Source organism: Bifidobacterium xylocopae (assembly GCF_003315615.1).
In the GTDB taxonomy this organism is placed as follows: domain Bacteria; phylum Actinomycetota; class Actinomycetes; order Actinomycetales; family Bifidobacteriaceae; genus Bombiscardovia; species Bombiscardovia xylocopae.
In genome coordinates, this window is sequence record NZ_PDCH01000003.1 from 153682 (window position 1) to 172391 (window position 18710).

At 62.0% G+C, this 18710-nt stretch carries 13 protein-coding genes and 1 tRNA gene; 7 read left to right on the top strand and 7 right to left on the bottom strand.

The window, feature by feature from the left end:
- The first annotated feature begins 107 nt into the window (after nt 1–107).
- Nucleotides 108–1526, top strand: coding sequence for a CCA tRNA nucleotidyltransferase (locus CRD59_RS02835; protein WP_113853079.1), 1419 nt, complete (start codon nt 108–110; stop codon nt 1524–1526).
- Between the two features lie 103 nt (nt 1527–1629).
- Here CRD59_RS02835 and CRD59_RS02840 read toward each other — a convergent pair whose 3' ends face one another.
- From CRD59_RS02840 to CRD59_RS02870, 7 genes are all read right to left on the bottom strand, one after another.
- The gene (locus tag CRD59_RS02840; RefSeq protein WP_161522266.1) at nt 1630–2238 is read right to left on the bottom strand and encodes a LytR C-terminal domain-containing protein; all 609 of its coding nucleotides are present in this window, start codon (nt 2236–2238) and stop codon (nt 1630–1632) included.
- Nucleotides 2239–2317: 79 nt separating this feature from the next.
- On the bottom strand, nt 2318–3256 hold the full coding sequence (gene rsmA / locus CRD59_RS02845; protein ID WP_113853081.1) for a 16S rRNA (adenine(1518)-N(6)/adenine(1519)-N(6))-dimethyltransferase RsmA: 939 nt from the start codon (nt 3254–3256) through the stop codon (nt 2318–2320).
- 7 nt (nt 3257–3263) lie between these two features.
- The gene (locus CRD59_RS02850) at nt 3264–4670 is read right to left on the bottom strand and encodes an aggregation-promoting factor C-terminal-like domain-containing protein (protein WP_113853082.1); all 1407 of its coding nucleotides are present in this window, start codon (nt 4668–4670) and stop codon (nt 3264–3266) included.
- Nucleotides 4671–5041: 371 nt separating this feature from the next.
- A tRNA-Thr gene (locus CRD59_RS02855) sits at nt 5042–5115 on the bottom strand.
- A 248-nt stretch (nt 5116–5363) separates the two neighbouring features.
- Nucleotides 5364–6353, bottom strand: a complete 990-nt coding sequence (locus CRD59_RS02860) for a DsbA family protein (RefSeq protein WP_113853083.1) — start codon at nt 6351–6353, stop codon at nt 5364–5366.
- Between the two features lie 98 nt (nt 6354–6451).
- Entirely contained in the window at nt 6452–8632 is a 2181-nt protein-coding gene (locus CRD59_RS02865; protein ID WP_113853084.1) for a serine/threonine-protein kinase, read from the bottom strand.
- A gap of 63 nt (nt 8633–8695) precedes the next feature.
- Nucleotides 8696–9685 carry a LacI family DNA-binding transcriptional regulator gene (locus tag CRD59_RS02870; protein ID WP_201736531.1) on the bottom strand — a complete coding sequence of 330 codons (990 nt, stop codon included), beginning with the start codon at nt 9683–9685 and terminating at the stop codon, nt 8696–8698.
- Between the two features lie 237 nt (nt 9686–9922).
- On the opposite strand from CRD59_RS02870, the gene CRD59_RS02875 reads away from it, so the two are divergent.
- The 6 genes from CRD59_RS02875 to CRD59_RS02900 all read left to right on the top strand — a co-directional run bounded on the left by CRD59_RS02875 (nt 9923) and on the right by CRD59_RS02900 (nt 18609).
- Nucleotides 9923–10852, top strand: coding sequence for a carbohydrate ABC transporter permease (locus CRD59_RS02875; RefSeq protein WP_113853086.1), 930 nt, complete (start codon nt 9923–9925; stop codon nt 10850–10852).
- On the top strand, nt 10849–11856 hold the full coding sequence (locus tag CRD59_RS02880) for a carbohydrate ABC transporter permease (RefSeq protein WP_113853087.1): 1008 nt from the start codon (nt 10849–10851) through the stop codon (nt 11854–11856). The genes CRD59_RS02875 and CRD59_RS02880 overlap by 4 nt, the downstream gene beginning before the upstream one ends.
- Before the next feature lie 33 nt (nt 11857–11889).
- Nucleotides 11890–13995 carry a beta-galactosidase gene (locus tag CRD59_RS02885; protein ID WP_113853088.1) on the top strand — a complete coding sequence of 702 codons (2106 nt, stop codon included), beginning with the start codon at nt 11890–11892 and terminating at the stop codon, nt 13993–13995.
- Between the two features lie 271 nt (nt 13996–14266).
- On the top strand, nt 14267–15610 hold the full coding sequence (locus CRD59_RS02890) for an ABC transporter substrate-binding protein (RefSeq protein ID WP_113853089.1): 1344 nt from the start codon (nt 14267–14269) through the stop codon (nt 15608–15610).
- 301 nt (nt 15611–15911) lie between these two features.
- A complete protein-coding gene (locus CRD59_RS02895) occupies nt 15912–17261 on the top strand; it encodes an ABC transporter substrate-binding protein (RefSeq protein WP_113853090.1) in 1350 nt (449 codons plus the stop codon).
- 220 nt (nt 17262–17481) lie between these two features.
- Complete coding sequence (locus CRD59_RS02900) at nt 17482–18609, top strand: ABC transporter ATP-binding protein (protein WP_113853091.1); 1128 nt, start codon at nt 17482–17484, stop codon at nt 18607–18609.
- Nucleotides 18610–18710 lie beyond the last annotated feature (101 nt).

The following is an 18710-nucleotide window of genomic DNA, read 5'->3' on the forward strand; positions in this document are numbered from 1 at the left end:
TTTACGTAGGTTATTGTGCAGGTGGGGTGACGGTAAGCTGGTAGGCGCATACACTGCTCACGCCGCTGCTGCGGGCGTCGCATCAAGTATACGCGGAAAGGGTGATTGTGGACTTTGCAGTTTGGCCTGAGGCGATTGAGCTGGGGCGTCAATTCGCCGAAGAGGGCTACGAGCTGGCCCTGGTGGGCGGACCTGTGCGCGACCTCCTTCTACGCCGGCCTTCCCACGACCTGGATTTCTGCACTTCGGCCCGGCCTGAGCAGTTTGAACCCATCCTCCGCAGGTGGGGGCAGGGATTTTGGGATATGGGCCGCAAGTTCGGCACCCTGGGGGCGGTGCGCCACCGGCCGGACGGCACCGAGGTGAAGGTGGAGATCACCACCTATCGCTCGGACTCCTACGAGTCGGACTCCCGGAAGCCCGACGTGGACTACGGCGACAGCCTGGAAGGGGACCTGTCCCGGCGGGATTTCACGGTCAACGCGATGGCCTTGCGGGTCCCCGATCTGACGTTTGTGGATCCCTTCGGCGGTGCTTCCGACCTCTCCAAGCGGGTGCTGCGTACACCGGTCGACCCTCGTCAGTCCTTTGATGACGACCCGCTGCGGATGATGCGTGCAGTGCGGTTTGTGGCCCAGCTGGGCTTCCGCATAGCCCCGGAGACGGCCGAGGCGCTCGCGGCGATGACCGACCGGATCGGTATCGTCTCGGCCGAACGGGTGCGCGATGAACTGTCCAAGCTCCTGCTGAGCGAACATGCCCGTGCGGGTGTGGAGGCCCTGGTGGACTCCGGGTTGGCCGATCATGTGCTGCCTGAGCTGCCGGCCCTCCAGTTGGAGATTGACGAACACCACCGCCACAAGGATGTCTATGAGCATACGCTGATGGTCCTGGACCGTGCCATTGCCCTGGAGACCGGTCCCGACGGCCCGGTGCCCGCACCAGACCTGACCCTGCGCCTGGCCGCACTCCTGCATGACATCGGCAAGCCGGCCACCCGGCGTTTCGAACCCGGGGGCAAAGTCAGTTTCCATCATCACGATGCCGTTGGCGCGAAGCTGGCCCGCAAGCGGCTCAAGGCCCTGCGCTTCGACAAGCATTTCATCGAGGACGTGTGCGATCTGATTGCCATGCACTTGCGCTTCCATGGTTATGTGGACGAGCGTTGGTCCGACGCTGCGGTGCGGCGCTACGCCAAGGAGACCGGCCGTCTCTACCCGCGACTCAACCGCCTGACCCGGGCTGATGCGACCACGCGCAACAGGCGCAAGGCCCAGGTGTTCTCCGCGGCGATGGACGAGTTGGAGGACAGGGTCGCCCGGCTCAAGGAGCAGGAGGACCTGGACTCGATCCGTCCGGATCTGGACGGTAGGCGGATCATGGAGATCCTGGGGCTCAAACCAGGGCCCATGGTAGGTGAAGCATACCGGCACATGCTCGATTACCGGCTTGACCATGGCCCGGCTGATCAGGAGAGCGCCGAGGCGGAACTCAGGGCCTGGTGGGCCGAACGTTCGCAGGAATAGCATGGACGCACCGCTGAGGGCGGGCCGCGGTCCTGAGCGCGGACGACCGAGGGCCGGCAACGCTATTTGCGAGGCCGGCCCTTACTGCTACGAGGATGCTGGATCACTGCTTGAACTTGGGTAGGGTTCCCAGTTCCTTGATGTCGGTCCGGCAGCCCTTGACGGCTTCAATCGGCTTGCCGACGCCGAGGGTGGATTTTTCGGGGACAAGGTCATTGAAGGTCGCGCCTATCACCACATCGACCAGGTCGTCCTGCCGGTCGTCCATCTGCATGATTGCGTCGTTGAAGTGACCGGCCACCGTATAGCCCTGTGATATGCCTTTGGCGCCGAAACGAATCTCCGTACGGGCCAGCTCGGTCTTGCTGGGGAAGTCCGCCAGTCCCTGCATGTTGAAACCGCGGTTACGCAGGCTGCGCAGGACCGCGCTACCCAGGCCGGTCTTGTTGGTGCCATTGAGCACGCGGACTCGTACCTCCGGATGGTTGGCCACCTTGGCGTTCTCTGGGGGGCAGATCACGGCTACACCATAGTTCGGCTTGGAGCCGGCCGACTGCTTATGGAATCGTCCGACTGCGCTCAGGGACACCACCAAGGCGATGACAAGCACTATGGCCAGGGCTGATCCGGCTATCGTAAAGACCATCTTCTGACGGCGACGAACGAACTGGCGGCGGGCCTCGCGCTCGTCTGCAGCATCGGGAAACGTCATGGCTGAACCCTTCTGAACGGTGGTTTCCTTATAACTGTAGCCCGGCCGGCTGACGCTCGGGGAGCTTTCGCGGACTCGCTCACGGGTGCATTCTACCGACCGCATCGGCTGCCGCGAGCTTGCTGAATTCATTGACCGACAGGGTCTCGCCCCGGCGTTTGGGGTCGATGCCAGCGGTGGTGAAAGCCTCCTCTTGGATTCGGCCGGATAGGGCTGCACGCAGGGTCTTGCGGCGCTGGGCGAAGGACGCGTCGATGAGTTCGAAGACACGGTTGCGCAGGGCGGGATCATGGGCGGCTGCACCATCACCATCGTCCTTGCTGAAACGGGTGAAGGCGACCAGGGCCGAGTCGACGTTGGGGGCCGGCCAGAAGACTGACCGCCCGATGCGGCCGGCGGGCTCGGCCCTCCCGTACCAGGCCAGCTTGGCCGATGGCACGCCGTATGTCTTTGTGCCGGGCCGGGCGGTCAGCCGGTCGGCCACCTCCTTCTGCACCATGACCAGGAAGCCGGCCAGGTTGTCGAAGCGCTCCAGGAGGGTCAGCAGGACGGGCGTGGCCACGTTGTAGGGCAGGTTGGCGACCAGGGTCAGGGTCTGGGCCTGGGCCAGGCCTGGGGCGGTGTCGCGGCCCAGGGCAAGAGCATCCATGGTCAGGATATCGAACCGGTCCAAGGCTTGGGGCATATAGGCTTCGACGGTCTGTGGCAGGAGGGTGGCCAGCCGGGGGTCGATCTCCACGGCAGTGACGACGGCACCGGACTCCAGGAGCCCAAGCGTCAGGGAGCCCAGGCCGGGTCCCACCTCCAGCACCCGGTTGTCGGCCCCCACACCTGCCTCGCGTACGATGCGGCGGACCGTGCCCGGGTCGATGACGAAGTTCTGTCCAAGTTTCTTGCTGGGGCTCACCCCTGCCCGCTCGGCCAGCCTACGGATGTCCGCGGCGCCGAGCAGGTGGTCTGCGTTGGTGCCTGAGCCTGCGAGCGGGTCGGGTGCGTCCGGTATGCGGTGCAAGTTCATCTGCGTATCAGTACCAGCCGAACTGCTCGGAGTGCTGCCAGGCGGCGCTGGGGTTGCCGTAGCGGCCGGCGATGTAATTCAAACCCCAGGCGATTTGTATGGCGGCATCGTCGTGCCAGTTGGCACCGAATTCGGCCATTTTGCTGCCGGGTAGGGACTGGGGAATGCCATAGGCATGAGAGCTGGGGTTCTCGGCTGACCAGCGCCAGCCGGATTCACGGTTCCATAGTTTGACTAAGTCGTCGAACTGTTGCCCTGTCCACCCGCGCTGCGCCGCTGCTCCTGAGGCGTAGTTTTTGGCTTGGTCTGGAGAAGGCTGCCATAAACCGCTAGGCGATGGTGCTGGTGCGGGTGCGGGTGCTGGGGCTGGTGCAGGAGGATTGGGGTTGGATGCGGGCTGTGAAGGCGCTGGGGCTGGCACAGGTCTATCGGTATCGCCCTGTCCATCCTGCTTGCCCTGGTTATTGCCGGAGTTCGGCTTGGCATCCTTCTGCTTGTCCTTGTCGTCGCTCTTCTTGTCGTCCTGCTTAGCGGAATCCGGGGAACCGCCCTGGACCTCCTGCTTGTCGGGCCCGACCGCGACCACCTGGTCCAGGGGCACGGACACGGTCTCCTCCTTGACCAGGGTGGAGGATTCGGGGACGCCATCCACGAAGGTGGTCTGATAGGTCTGCTTCTTCTGGCCTTCCCGGCCCTGCTCGCGAATCACGGTCTGCCCGGGCGCCAGGGTCGCATCGACCACGGTGCGGGAGCCGAAGGGCAGGGCCACCATCTTGGTCGTCTCGCCGTGGGTCACTCTCTGGACGCGCAGGACTGTAGTCCCACCGTCCTTCTCCACCGATACCCGGTCCTCCTTGCCCAGCAAGATGCCCTTGGAGTCCAGGATCGACGCTGCCGGCAGCTTGCCGTCAGGCGCCACCGACTCCTTGCCGTCGGCGATCACGGTGACCGGCCCGGCCTGGTTGATGGCCAGTCCGCCGGTCAGTTGGTTGTACACGTTCTTGATGTCCACGGTGACCTTGGCGGCCGAGCGCCGGTTGGCCTCGAAGAAGCCCAGGAGCTGGTCGGCCGATGTGGCGGTGGTCCAGAAGGGGACCTGCTGCCCGTCGATTGAGATCGTGGTCTGGTAGGCGGATTGGACGGTGACGGTTCCGTGGTTGACCAGCTGGCCGTTGGCAGAGGTCTCCACCAGGTCGTGGGTCTTGCGCTCGATTCCCTCCTGCTTGAGCAAGGCGTCCGCGCTGGAGGCATAGGTGGTCACCTGTCTGGTCTCCCCGTTGACGGTCAGGGCCACGGACTTTCGGGCGGTCAGCGCGAAGGCAAGCACCATGGAGAAGGCTACGAGCATCGCGCATGCAGCCACGCGGATGCGGCGTCGAATCACGAATCGACGGGGAGTCCACCGTCTGCTCATGCTGTTCTCCTTCCGACTGAAGTCATTGCTGACTCTATCGGCGGGATGTGTGGCTTCCGTGGAGAGCGGAAGGGCCGTGCGCAAACGTGCACAATTGGCCCAGCAAGTGTGAGCTGCCTGTGAAGAACGGTCGTTCGAATGCGGCGGATAATAAAGAAATCAGGGGCGGGATTGAAGGGGATATTCCCGCCCCTGCAAACGGGCGAAGCTGGTTGGGGAAAGCGCTCCGTCCGCCCTCCAGAGACCGAAGCCTCCAGAATCTTACTCGAGAGAAGTAATCGTTCACGGATCCGTTGAACCGGACCCTGCCCCATCGCCCGTGCTTTCCACCCACACCCGTGATTGGGCGTGCGGTCTGGATGCACCGAGCGAGCCTCCTGTCAGATTCGAACTGACGACCTGCCGCTTACAAGGCGGCTGCTCTGGCCAACTGAGCTAAGGAGGCGGTGACGCACCGAATGCTTGGCGCACACTGTCACATACAGCATACTAGGTTTGCGTGACGACGCGACCGCTTCCCGGACCCAATCTCGGATATTCGAGGCCGTAACCCTGAATATCCTGAACGAGATGACAGGATGTCTTCAATTGTATGGATACCTGTTCGAGGCATCCACACCCCCGAGTTCGCGGACCCAAACTTACCGGGGGCAAGGTCGCTCACAGTAGCATATGTATTGGGCGACCCTCAAGTCATTCTTTGGAACTCGCTGTCAGCGCAATCGGAGCCCCTTTGGCGCCGATGGACGGCATCACACCCGCTTGTCCCACCTGATTGGCCTGCAGCCCCACGGACTTCAGGAACCCACTCGGTGTGTCCATACCGGCCTTGGAAGGACCATCCACCGGCCAGAAACGCTTGTTGATGCGTACGGTCGGCGTTGTCATCGACCCCTTGCTCTGCCCGCTCGTGTTCCAAAGTTCCGAGCGCATGGGCGTGTACTTGTTCATCTTGGACAGCCACTCTTTGTACTGCCCTTTCAACGCCTCGTCGGCCACCTGCCCGGAGACCCCCGCCTTGAGCATCTGCTCCTTGAGCCTGGCGTCGGAGACCGGCTGGTAGTTGGTCTCGTCGGGTTGGAAGTCCTTGGCGTAGAGGGCGGCCATGTAGGGGAAGAAGTGCCGGGAGTCGTGCTCCAGGATATAGATGCCTGCCGAGCCGGCACGGGCCGAATACTCGTCGGTGGTCAGCCGGTCCATGAAACTCATGGGGTAGATCTCCACATTCAGCTGGCCGGCGTCCATCATCCTGTCGAGCGTAGGGTCCAGGGAACGGTTGAGCGAGGCGCAGCCAGGACACATGAAGTCCATGTATACCTCCACGGTCGGCGCGCCCTCGGTGGCCTTGCCCAAGCCGTCCTTCGACAGGAGGAAACCACCCTGGCTGTTGGCGTGGCTCGGCTTGACCTTGACGGCCTGCACCGCCTGGTAGGCCTGTTTGATCGAGGAAGGAGAGTCCTGGGGGGCGGGTCGGTGGGACTTCCAATAGAAGAACCCGCCCGCAGCCACCAGGGCGATGACCACCACGGCCACGATTACGCCGATCAGGGTCTGCTGGCGCCCCTCCCGGGCCAGCTCGGCCTGGCGCTCGCGTTCCCGAGCCTCCTTCGCCGCGCGGTTGGCGCCGGCGTTTGCACGCACGGTCTGCTGGCGTTGCGACTGCTGAGGGTCCTGTTTGGCCATGTCCAAGTTCCTTTCGCCGATATCGTCACTCAGTCTAGCCAAGGGAGGGAAGAACGGCAGCCTCCGGTCGAGGCTTTCACCAGGGTGGGGGGCAGGCTTCAGACAGGTTGATGGGTGACGGTCAAGGGCGTCCAGTCGACGGCGGGGCCGCCTAGGGCGAAGGCCAGGAGCACCGTAAGAGCCAGCGCCCACAGCCCTAGCAGGATGAAGGCGCGCCGTCGGCCGCGCTTCGCCGCTGTCCGGCCCGGGAGCTGGTCCCCGACCGCGCCGCCTTCGCCTGCCGATTGCAGGATGGTGGCGGCGGCTTCCTCCCGTGCGGATGAGCCGGCAAGGGAGCCGGCGCCCAGGCGTACGGCCACCGTCCAGTCGTGCATGCCTGGACCGGCGATGGGGTCACACGGTCTACGCCCGCCGCCGGCGAACACGCACACAAGCCAGCCGGTCAGGGCACACAGGGCGGCCAGCAGGCCCGTGACAGAGCTGGCTGTTCCACCGATTAGCGGCAGGGGGGCGTCGAGGCCGGGCAGGCGTATCCGTCCCATGACCCTGGGGGCCCCCAGAAGCCACCCACCAAGCCCCATCCCCAAGGCATCAATGGCCAACAGCAGCAGACAGCGGGGAAGGGCCATGACGAATGCCTTCAGGGTCTGCCAGGGCAGAGAAGCCAGGCTGAATGCCGTGTCGCGCGTCTTCCGTCCTCCCCCACGTTTGAGCTCCCGACTGATCTGGGCGCCCCGGTTCAGTCCGGTTGTGGACAGCCCCCACAGGACCAGCGCGGAGGTCAGTAGCGCGGCTGCGGGCGCCAGTGCGGCGAACATGGCCAGCAGCAGGCCGATCAGCCACAGGACGGGGCCTCCCCGGCGCTGACGGTCCTCCCAACGCACGAGAGCCGGTTGGGCGGGTGCATCCTGGGCATATGGGCCACCGACTTGGGCGGATGCCGAGGGGGCGTCCATCCGTCCGTTTTCTGGTTCGATGCGGGGGGTCGCTCCGGCCAGCGGAATCTGGGCGGCGTTGATGGGCGGCAGCGGCCGGGTGGCCGCAGTCAGGGGGCTGGTGCCTTCCAAAGGGGCCGTGTACCCGTCTTCCGGGCCCCATTCTTCTCCACCCATCCCTGGACCCCGCTCATCCTTATAGTTCGGCAGGGGTCTGGTCGTACCAGGCAGTGGCGCTGTCACGGCTGGATCTTCCGGACTGTACAGGGTCCGGGTGCGCCCTTCGTCCTCCTGCTCCCGCCATATTGCGCGTGGGTTGGGGGTCTCCGTTCGTCCGCTCTCCAGCCGGCCGGTGGGCCGCCGGTCGACCGAAGAGCATGCGTCAAAAGGGACGGTCGTCTCGGCAGGCTCCTCCGTGCCCCGGCTGTCGGTCCCGTTCGGTTGGTCCTCGCCGCCATCGGTCTCGTCAAGTCCCTGCCAGGCCTGCGGATCCATGGCATCCGTCGCAATCGCATCCAACAGGGCCTCGGGGGAGGGACGGTCCTGACGCCTGGGAGCCAGTGCGGCGCGGAAAGCCGCCATGGTCCGCGCCGGCAGCCCGGTCAGATCGGCCGAACCCGAGGCTGCCCGCTCCAGTACCGCCATCATCGGTTTGGAGCCGAAGACCGGCCTGCCGCAGGCCGCATAGGCCAGGACCGCCGCCGTGCTCCACCAGTCCGATCCCTCGTCCGATTCGGCTCCGTCAATCACCTCCGGGGCGATGAAGCCGGGCGTGCCCATCACCAGGCCCGTACGTGTCACGTGCGACTCGCCCTGCCCCATGGCGATGCCGAAGTCCACCAGGACCGGCCCCGCCGCTGAGATCATCACGTTGGTGGGCTTGATGTCGCGGTGGACGATGCCGGCCTGGTGGACCGCACCGACGGCTTCGGCAAGTCGCTGGGCCAGCCGTTCCAGATCGTCGCCCCGGTAGGCTCCATTGGCGGCCACGTCGTCGCGCAGGTTGAGGCCCTCAATCAGCTCGGTGACGATGAAGGCCAGCGAGTCGTCCAGCTCCATATCCACTATCCCGCAGACACCAGGGTGGTCGATCCTGCGCAGGGCCATGGCCTCCCGGCGCAGGCGCTCGCGAGCCGAAGTCCTCTCCGCCAGTGCCTGCCCGTCCGTCGCTCCGGTCGCATCCTCGGCCAGGGAGTCGCGTAGGATCTTCATGGCATACTCCACACCGCCGTCGTCCCGTGCCCGCCAGACCGATCCCATGGAACCCCCGCCCAGGGGGGCGATCAGCGTATAGCCGCCCACCTCATCACCGGTCTGCAGATTCAGCGCATCCACTCTAGCCATACCTCCATTGTGGCCCCCCGAGCGAACAAGATGGGCAGGTGGCACTTCCCTTATGGCATCTGTTCAGTCGTTGATATCGCGCACTGAGACGCGTTCGATCAATTCTGCGGGGATTACTGTTTTGACGCCGACAGGCACCTGTTCGCCCTCGCACTGTCTGCGGACCATGGAGAAGGCCTCACGCCCTATTTCATTGAATTTCATCCTCATGGTGGTCAGGCCCAACCTGGGGACCACCCCCAGCAGGGAGTCGTCCACCCCTATCACACTTACGTCCTGTGGCACACGCTTTCCGCCTGCCGCAAGTCCCTGCACCACACCGTATGCCATCTGATCGTTGGCTGCGTAGATGGCTGTGCACTCGTCTTCATGGGACAGCGCCAGCCCAGCCTGGTAACCGCTGTCGGCCTCCCAATCACCTACATAAGTTTTAGGTAGGGGGATTCCGAATTGCCATAGGGCGTCCTGCCAGCCCTGTGCACGGCTTTCGGCTGCACGGGAGGTCGGGGGGCCGGCCACATGGTAGACCGTCCTGTGCCCCCTGCTTAGTAGGTAATCCACGACGGCGATGGAGCAGCCGTACTGGTCTGCGTCGATGGTGGGGCAGTGGTTGGCTGGGTCCTCTGAGACGAGGACCACAGGCATGTCCTTGCCTGGTCTGAATTCGTTGAAGTCGGGAACCTGCCGTTCGAGCAAGGCCACGGCTCCGTCCACGGGTAGTTGCTGCAGGTGCCTGATCGCTGATCCCAGACTCTGATTGCCGCGCCTGCTGATGGTGTGCACTGTCACCGCATAACCGCTTTCGGCCGCTGCTGTGACGATGCCGTTGAGTATACGGGCGTTGCCGTACGAGGTCATGTTGTACAACAGCACGCCCACGTTTTTGAAGCGTCCGTGTTTGAGAGCCCTAGCCGCGTAATTGGGCCGGTAGCCCAGCTTGGACATGGCCGCTTCGACCCGTTGCCGCGTCTGAGGGCGCACAGCGGTGGAACCGTTGGCCACCCGTGAGACAGTCTGTGCGGAGACACCCGCTGCTTGGGCTACGTCGCGCATGGAAGCGGGCTGTGGGTGCTCCATTCCTCTTGCCGCCTGTCCCTTTCCCGGTTGGATTCGCCGTACGATGTTTTCGTCACCAAGTATAGCGGCGCCGACCAGCTGTGCCACCGCAGCACTTCTATGGAATCACGCGGTACGGTGCTAATATGATAACGATAACATAATGAAGTGATCGCGACGCTCCCGACGTTCAAGGAATGTGGCGGCTTCAACCTTCGAAGGAGAGGGATAAGGATGGTCTCTGGAGACACCCAGGCGGCCGGGGTCGTTGATCCGCCGCGGGCCGTGGTGCGCAGGCACAGGGTAGATTGGCGTGGTTGGAAGTTCATGTGGCCGTTCGCCTTGGTGTTCGTGTTCGTTTTCGTTATTCCGATCATGTATGCGGTGTGGATCTCGTTTTTCCAGCAGAGGATGATCGGCGGGACGGTGTTCAGCGGGTTCGCCAATTATTCTCGTTTGTTCCGTGATGGGCAATTCTGGAGCTCTGTGCGCCGGGTGGCCTTGTTCACGGTGGTGCAGGTGCCGATCATGCTTGCTCTGGCGGCGTTGATGGCGCTGGCCTTGGATTCGATGAAGCTGCATGGCACGAAGTTCTTCCGCATCTCGACGTTCCTGCCATATGCGGTGCCGGCGGTGGTTTCGACCCTGATCTGGGGGTTCGTGTACGGCTCCAAGTATGGGTTGGTGGGTTCGCTGAACTCGTGGCTGGGTGTGCATGTGGATGTGTTGCAGCCCTCGGTGCTGTTGGCTTCGATCGGCAATATCAACACGTGGGAGTTCACCGGGTATAACATGCTGATCTTCTACTCGTCCCTGTCCACGATCCCGCATTCGCTGTACGAGGCGGCCGCGATTGACGGCGCGTCGGAGTGGCAGATCGTCAAGCGGATAAAGATGCCGGAGCTGAAGGGCTCTTTGGCGATTACGGTGATTTTCAGCATCATCGGCTCGTTCCAGTTGTTCAATGAGCCGAGCATCCTGCAGAATATGGTGCCGGGCAATGCGATCACGACGTATTACACGCCGAACATGTACGCCTACAACCTGTCGTTCTCGGGCAACCAGAGCAATTACGCGGCTGCGTTGGCGATCGTCATGGCGGCGATGACGATGGCCATCGCGTACGCGGTGCAGCTGAACAGCATGAAGGAGCAGATGAAGTGAGCGCGGCGACGAAAGGGCCCCAGGTCAGGCTCAGTCAATCACAGCTCAAGACGCAGGAACACGGGGCCAAGAAGGCCGAGAGGGCCCGGCGGCGGCGCATTGCGGCCGATGAGCGTGCGGAGCGCAGGCGTTCCAGCGAGACCGGTTTCTCGAACCCCGCGAACCCGCGCCGGTCGGTGTGGTTGACGGTCGTGTGCGGCGTTTTCGCTGTGTATTGCCTGTTTCCGTTCGCCTATCTGCTGGTCAACGCGACGAAGACGCAGGCCGATTTCACCAGTACTTTTGGGCTGGGGCCGGGGCGCAGTTTTGCGTTGTGGGACAACCTTGCTATCGTATTCACCTATCAGGACGGGATCTTCGGCCGTTGGCTGCTCAACACGCTGATGTATGTGGTGGTGGGCGCGGGCGGCGCAACCCTGTTGGCGATTATGGGTGGTTACGCGCTTGCCAAGTTTCGCTTCCCCGGCCGCAAGGCTGTCTTCGCGGTGATCATCGGGGCGATTAGTGTGCCGGGGATCGCGCTGGCGGTTCCCCAGTTCCTGCTTTTCGCCAAGCTGGGCCTGACGAACACGCCATGGGCGATGATCTTGCCCAGCCTGATAAGCCCATTCGGACTGTATCTGATGTGGATCTTCTCCGAGCAGGCCGTTCCCACCGAACTGCTGGAGGCCGCGCGGGTGGACGGCGCGAGTGAGTGGCGCACGTTCGCGCAGGTCAGTCTGCCGCTGCTGGCCCCCGGAATCGTGACGACGGCCTTGTTCACGATTGTGGCGACCTGGAACAACTACTTCCTGCCCCTGATCATGCTCAAGGACGCCGACTGGTATCCGCTGACCATCGGTTTGAACCAGTGGAAGGATCAGGCGTCCACTGCGGGCGGGCAGGCGATTCAGAACCTGGTCATCACCGGTTCCCTGGTCACGATTATCCCCCTGGTCATCGCCTTCCTTCTCCTGCAACGCTACTGGCAATCCGGTCTCGCCGCCGGCGCAGTCAAAGAGTGACCGTCGTACGGCAATTGATGGGAGTGGTTTCACATGAAACACGATAAAAGGACCGGTGCGTCTGAAACTAGGCGTGAGCCTTATCGATGGCCGCAGGCCGCAGACTGGCCAGCAGGACGAATCTGGTATGGGGGGGATTACAATCCTGATCAATGGCCTGAGTGTGTATGGGACGAGGATATCGAGCTGATGAAGCGGGCCGGAGTCAATGTGGTGTCATTGGCCATATTCTCCTGGTCCAAGCTGGAGCCGCGCGAAGGCGTCTATGATTTCGCCTGGCTGGATAGGGTGCTGTCCAAGCTCGGTCGGGCAGGCATCCATGCCTTGATGGCATCCGCCACCGCATCGCCGCCTATGTGGCTTACACAATCCCATCCCGAGGTGCTCTGGCGCGATGAACGCGGTGATGTGGCCTGGCCCGGTGCGCGGCAGCATTGGCGGCCAACCAGCCCCATATACCGCGGCTACGCCCTCAGGCTTTGCCGTGCCATGGCGGAGCACTATAAGGAAGATCCTGTGATCGTCGGCTGGCATGTGGGCAACGAATACGGTTGCCATAACCGTTTTGACTACTCCGATGATGCCATGCGTGCCTTCCAGGATTGGTGCAGGCGACGGTATGGCACGATTGAAGCGGTAAACGAAGCATGGGGCACGGCGTTTTGGGCCCAACACTTGGATGATTTCTCCCAGATTCTGCCGCCGCGTTATATCGGCGAAGGCAATTTCATGAACCCGGGGAAGCTCCTGGACTACAAGCGATTCAGTTCGGACGCACTCAAGGACTTCTATAGGGCCGAACGCGACGTCCTCCGGAAGATATGCCCGAATTTGCCTGCCACGACGAATTTCATGGTCTCGGCTGCGGGCACGAACCTGGATTACGATGACTGGGGGCGCGAAGTGGATTTCGTTTCAAACGACCACTACTTCGCACCTGGCGAAGCGCATCTTGACGAACTGGCCTACTCGGCCTCCTTGGTGGATGGCATCGCCCGCAAAAAACCATGGTGGCTGATGGAGCAGTCCACCGGAGCGGTCAATTGGCGGCCTATCAACTACCGCAAGGAGCCCGGTCAGCTTGTGCGGGACTCGCTGGCCCACCTGGCTTTCGGGGCAGATGCCATTTGCTATTTCCAGTGGAGGCAGTCCCGTGCAGGTGCTGAGAAGTTCCATACAGCCATGCTGCCTCACTCGGGAGCCGATTCGCAGATATACCGTGACGTGTGCGAGTTGGGCAAAGACTTGGGGTTGCTTGCTGACCATGGCTTGTCTGGCACCCGTCTCGCTAAGTCCAGGGTGGCGGTGGTCTTCGACTACGAGAGCGAATGGGCCACCGAGCATACCGCCACCCCCTCGCAGAGCGTGCGGCATTGGACCGAACCTCTGGACTGGTTCCGGGCTTTGGCCGATCAAGGATTGACGGCGGATGTAGTGCCGGTCCGTGGTCCTTGGGACTCGTACGAAGTTGCGGTTCTGCCGGCAGTCTACCTGCTGGATGGCGCCAATACGCGCCGGGTCCACGATTATGTATCGGCCGGAGGCAGGCTTTTCGCCACTTACTGCACTGGTATCGCGGACGAGCGTGACCATATCTGGCTGGGTGGTTATCCCGGCTCCATCCGCGATGTGGTCGGCGTACGTTCCGAGGAGTTCGTGCCGATGGGTCCTGATGAAGGGGCGCTGGACCATCTGGACCTGAGCAACGGGACCGTGGCTCGTGATATGGCGGACATGATTACCTCTGTCGCGCCGAGTGCCAAGGTTCTGGTCACTTACAGGGCCGAGAAGAGGACTGGTTTGGACGGGGTTCCGGCCATTACGGTCAATACTTTCGGCCGGGGGCGTGCCGTTTACGTGGGCTGCAAGCTTGGTCGAGAAGGGCTGTCGCGTAGTCTGCCCGCCATGATGCAGGCCATGGGTTTGGAGAATGGCCAGCAGGTCGGCGACGGTGACTTGCTTCGCGTTGAGCGTGTGAGTGAGGATCATGGCAGGCGGTTCCTCTTCCTCTTCAATAGGAGGGCGCGTCCGGTGCACGTTCAAGTGGAGGGGTGCCCTTTGGTGGCGTCTTTGGCCCGGCTTGGGGGTGACGGCCAAGCTGTTGTCGAGCCGAATGGTGTGCTGGTGCTAAGGCGATAGGAGAGAGGCCGGGCTGGCTGCGCAAATCTCGGGCTCACTGATTGCGATACCAAGTGTCGTGTCCATAGAGCGGCTTGTTCTATACGAGAGGCGTGTATAATACTAGATGTTATCGCAACCATTCCTGTCGGTGGCTTCGGCCATATGCCGGGGAGAAGGCTGGTCCTCAATGGCGAGGGGGGTACGACATCGCCATCGCTGGGTCGGCCGGACTTGTGGATTGCCTGTTTACAGCCGTCGTCCGGCGGCTGAAGGAAGGAGACGAGGAACAATGAAGTTCACAGCGGCTAAGAAGGGCCTGGCCCTCGTGGCTGGCCTTGCCATGGTGTCCAGTCTGGCGGCTTGCGGCGGTTCCGGAAGTTCGTCCGGTGCAAGCAAGAGTGGCGAAAAGACCGAACTGAGTGTGTGGGCCTGGGAACCCACACTGAAAGGCGTCGTCAAGAAGTTCGAGGCCAAGAACCCTGATATCAAGATCAAACTCCAGAACGTGGGCACCAACACCAAGGAATACACAGCTCTCGATAACGCCATCCAGGCCGGTTCGGGCGCGCCTGATGTGGCTCAGATCGAGTATTATGCTATCCCGCAGTACGCCATCGGCAAGCATCTGATGGATATCACCGATAAGACCAACGGCTTTAAGGGCTTCTACTCCCCGGGTACATGGGCTTCGGTCCAGTGGGGCGGCAAGGTATATGGTTTACCCATGGACTCTGGCCCCATGGCTTTCTTCTACAACAAGGATGTTTTCGATAAGGCGGGCGTGGACGCCAGCCAGATCAAAACCTGGGATGAGTACTACGAGGCAGCCAAGAAGGTCAAGGCTGTCGGTTCCTACATCACCTCGGATTCCGGCGACGCTGGTTTCTACGACTCGATGGTCTGGCTGGCAGGTGGCCACCCCTTTAAGACCTCGGCCGACGGCAAGAACGTCACCCTCAACCTGACCGGCGATGAGAGGGCCAAGGAATTCACCGAGTTCTGGCAGAAGATGATTTCCGAAGGCCTGATCGACACCAAGACTGCCGGCTGGTCCGAGGATTGGTTCAAGGCCATGACCGACGGTTCGATCGCCTCCCTGCTGACCGGGGCTTGGATGCCGGCCAATCTTGCTAATTCCGCTGCGAGCGGTGCTGGCAAGTGGCGCGTGGCACCCATGCCTACGCTTGACGGTAAGGCGACCGATGCCGAGAACGGTGGTTCCTCGCTGGGCATCATATCCTCGACCAAAAAGGCCGACGCGGCATACAAGTTCATCGAGTTCGCCAACCACGACTCTGAAGGTGTCTCCACCCGGGTCAAGGGTGGCGCTTTCCCTGCTGACACCAAGACCATGAAGTCCAGTGAATTCCTGGATGCCAGCACGGTCAAGAACTCTGATGGACAAGATGTGGAATATTTTGGTGGCCAGAAGTATAACGAGGTCTTGGCGCAGGCGGCCGAATCCGTCTCCACCGGTTACCAGTTCCTGCCTTTCGAAGTCTATGCTCGTGGGAAGTACGGCGACTTCACCGGTAAGTCATTCACCGGCGACGCCAAGCTGACCGACGGCATCGCTGCGTGGCAGAAGGACATGGTTTCGTATGCCAAGCAGCAGGGCTTCGAGGTCAAGTGACTGATGGTCTTCGAAAATCGGACGAATCCGGCTGTCGGGCACAGAACTAATTAATCGTCGGCGTCCCCCTGGCCCGCAACGGGCCAGGGGGACGCCGTTGTCATTTTCCTGTTTTTACCCAGACGAGACGTGTATTATGGGTAGCGCAGTAGTAGCGCCCGTCAGTCGGCTTTGGCCTTTGCGCCCCTCAGCGAGGAGTGGGTGACGATTGGCTGGACTTGGTCAGGCTCGGTGCATGACTATATACGGGGGTTGCTTCATCCATGGCCGTGAAACGCGGTCCGGGAAGGAAGTGGAAACGATGAGGTTCACTGCAATACGTAAGCTGCTGGCTCTGATGACCAGCGGAGCCGTGCTTATTGGATTGGCTGCATGTGGTTCTGGCGGCTCCGTTGCCTCTGTGGACTCTTCGGGGTCCGCCAGCCGAACCGAATTGAGTGTGTGGGCCTGGGAACCGACCCTCATGGGGGTGGTGGCCAAATTCGAGGCCAAGAACCCCGGCATCAAGGTCAAGCTGCAGAACGTGGGCACGGGGAATAAGGCTTATACCGCTTTGGACAACGCACTACAGGCGGGATCCGGTGTTCCCGATGTGGCTCAGATCGAATACATGGCGATACCTCAGTACGTCATCGGTAAGCACCTGATTGATATCACCGATCGAACTAACGGTTACAAGGGATTCTACACCCCGGGTACATGGGCTTCGGTCCAGTGGGGCGGCAAGGTATATGGTTTGCCCATGGATTCGGGTCCAATGGCTTTCTTCTACAACAAGGACGTCTTCGACAAGGCAGGTGTCGACGCCACTCGGGTCAGGACTTGGGACCAGTATTACGAAGCAGCAAAAAGGATCAAGGCAGCCGGCTCCATGATCATGGTCGACTATGGCGATGCCGGTGTGTTCGATTCAATGGCCTGGCTGTCCGGCGGCCATCCCTTCAAAACATCGGCGGACGGGTCGCAGGTGACCATCAACCTCACTGGAGACGCCAGGACCCGGGAGTTCACGCAGTTCTGGCAAAAGATGATCTCCGAAGGATTGATGGACACTAAGACAGCGCCCTGGACTGAGGAATGGTTCAAGGGGTTCAGCGATGGTTCGCTCGCCGGGCTTTTGACAGGTGCATGGATGCCAGCAAATTTCGCCAATTCAGCCCCCGGCGCGGCTGGCAAGTGGCGTGTGGCTCCGATGCCCACGCCTGATGGGAAGACCAGGAACTCTGAGCTTGGCGGCTCGTCCCTGGTGGTCATGGCACAGACAACGAAAGAAGATGCGGCCTGGCAGTTCATAGAGTTTGCGAACCATGACGCTGCGGGCATCAGGACAAGGGTTGAAGGTGGTGCATTCCCGGCCGACCCCAAGACGCTGAAGTCCAAGGAGTTCCTGGGCGCCACAACAGTCAAAAATGCCCAAGGTCAGGATGTGGAGTACTTCGGCGGCCAGAAGTTCAATGAGGTACTCGCCCAGGGGGCTTCCCAAGTATCCACCGACTATCAGTTCCTGCCTTTCGAGGTCTATGCAAGGGGCAAGTATGGCGATTTCGTAGGCAAGGCCTTCGGCGGCGAGATTCAGCTGTCTGATGGGATATCAGCCTGGCAGAGAGATCTGAGGTCTTATGCCAAGGGGCAAGGTTTCGAGGTACGTTGATGTACCGGGTGATTTTGTGTTCCATCCAATGGCCTGCATTGCGCTGGCAGGGGCGGTTTCAGGTGTATACTGGCATTGGCTCAAGGGAGAGTGTCTCTTAAGCGAAAAGTCAAAACCGTTCTGCGACCCCACCATGGATGGCCGGGCTCGAGGCGGTACCACAGTGGAACCCCTTCACTACGGATCGTTCGGCACGTACCTGCCGATGAAAGGATGAACAATGGCGGAAGTGGTATTCGAGCATGTGACCCGCATCTACCCGGGCAATGATGACCCTTCGGTGGATGACCTCAGTTTGGACATCAAGGACGGCGAATTCCTCGTGCTTGTCGGCCCCTCGGGCTGTGGCAAGTCCACGACCCTGCGCATGCTGGCGGGCCTTGAGGAGGTCAACAAGGGTCGGATCATGATTGGGGGCAAGGATGTCACGACCATGCAGCCCAAGGACCGTGACATTGCCATGGTCTTCCAGAACTATGCCCTCTACCCCCACATGACAGTGGCCGACAACATGGGCTTCGCCTTGAAAATCGCTGGCACCCCCAAGGACGAGATCCGTCAGCGGGTCGAAAAGGCTGCCGAAATTTTGGATCTGACCGAATTCCTGGACCGCAAGCCCAAGGCCCTGTCCGGCGGCCAGCGGCAGCGTGTGGCCATGGGGCGCGCCATCGTCCGCCAGCCGAAGGTCTTCCTGATGGACGAGCCCCTGTCGAACCTGGACGCCAAGCTGCGTGTGCAGACCCGCACCCAGATCGCGGCCCTCCAGCGGCAGCTGGGAGTGACCACCCTGTACGTGACCCACGACCAGACCGAGGCCCTTACCATGGGCGACCGGATCGCGGTCATCAAGCTGGGCATCCTGCAGCAGGTGGGCGCGCCGACCGAGCTCTACGATCACCCTGACAACGTCTTCGTGGCTGGATTCATCGGCTCGCCGTCGATGAACATCAACATCCATCCGGTCGTGGATGGCCACGCCAAGATCGGCGAGGATACGGTGTCCCTGCCGCGTGAAGCCGTCGACAAGCTCACAGCCGAGGACAACGGCCGCATCGTGGTCGGCTTCCGCCCCGAGGACGCCTCACTGGCCGGCGCCGGAGAAGCGGACGCCTTCTCCCTGTCCGTGGCCAATGTCGAAGACCTGGGCTCGGACGGCTACATCTACGGCAACATCCTGACCGACGACTCCGCAGCCGAGAAGGCCACGGTGATGTCCGATCAGAACAAGCTGACCACCATCCGCGTCAACCCGCGTCAGCTGCCGAAGGTGGGCGATGTGGTCAAGATCCACATCGACCCCGCCAAGATGCACCTGTTCGCGCCTTCGACCGAGCTGCGTCTGAACTGACGGCAGGCCGGTTCCGTACGCGGGGCGGGGGACCGGGTCCCTGCCCCTGCGTGCCCAGCGGACGTATCTTTCTCCTCTTCTCTCTCGCGTCCGCCCAAGCG

What these genes read in the sequence shown, in the direction of transcription:
- CRD59_RS02840 (WP_161522266.1), bottom strand. Translation starts at nt 2,238, where the DNA reads ATGACGTTTCCCGATGCTGCAGACGAGCGCGAGGCCCGCCGCCAGTTC.
- rsmA (WP_113853081.1), bottom strand. Translation starts at nt 3,256, where the DNA reads ATGAACTTGCACCGCATACCGGACGCACCCGACCCGCTCGCAGGCTCA.
- CRD59_RS02850 (WP_113853082.1), bottom strand. Translation starts at nt 4,670, where the DNA reads ATGAGCAGACGGTGGACTCCCCGTCGATTCGTGATTCGACGCCGCATC.
- CRD59_RS02860 (WP_113853083.1), bottom strand. Translation starts at nt 6,353, where the DNA reads ATGGCCAAACAGGACCCTCAGCAGTCGCAACGCCAGCAGACCGTGCGT.
- CRD59_RS02865 (WP_113853084.1), bottom strand. Translation starts at nt 8,632, where the DNA reads ATGGCTAGAGTGGATGCGCTGAATCTGCAGACCGGTGATGAGGTGGGC.
- CRD59_RS02870 (WP_201736531.1), bottom strand. Translation starts at nt 9,685, where the DNA reads ATGCGCGACGTAGCCCAAGCAGCGGGTGTCTCCGCACAGACTGTCTCA.
- CRD59_RS02875 (WP_113853086.1), top strand. Translation starts at nt 9,923, where the DNA reads ATGGTCTCTGGAGACACCCAGGCGGCCGGGGTCGTTGATCCGCCGCGG.
- CRD59_RS02885 (WP_113853088.1), top strand. Translation starts at nt 11,890, where the DNA reads ATGAAACACGATAAAAGGACCGGTGCGTCTGAAACTAGGCGTGAGCCT.
- CRD59_RS02890 (WP_113853089.1), top strand. Translation starts at nt 14,267, where the DNA reads ATGAAGTTCACAGCGGCTAAGAAGGGCCTGGCCCTCGTGGCTGGCCTT.
- CRD59_RS02895 (WP_113853090.1), top strand. Translation starts at nt 15,912, where the DNA reads ATGAGGTTCACTGCAATACGTAAGCTGCTGGCTCTGATGACCAGCGGA.
- CRD59_RS02900 (WP_113853091.1), top strand. Translation starts at nt 17,482, where the DNA reads ATGGCGGAAGTGGTATTCGAGCATGTGACCCGCATCTACCCGGGCAAT.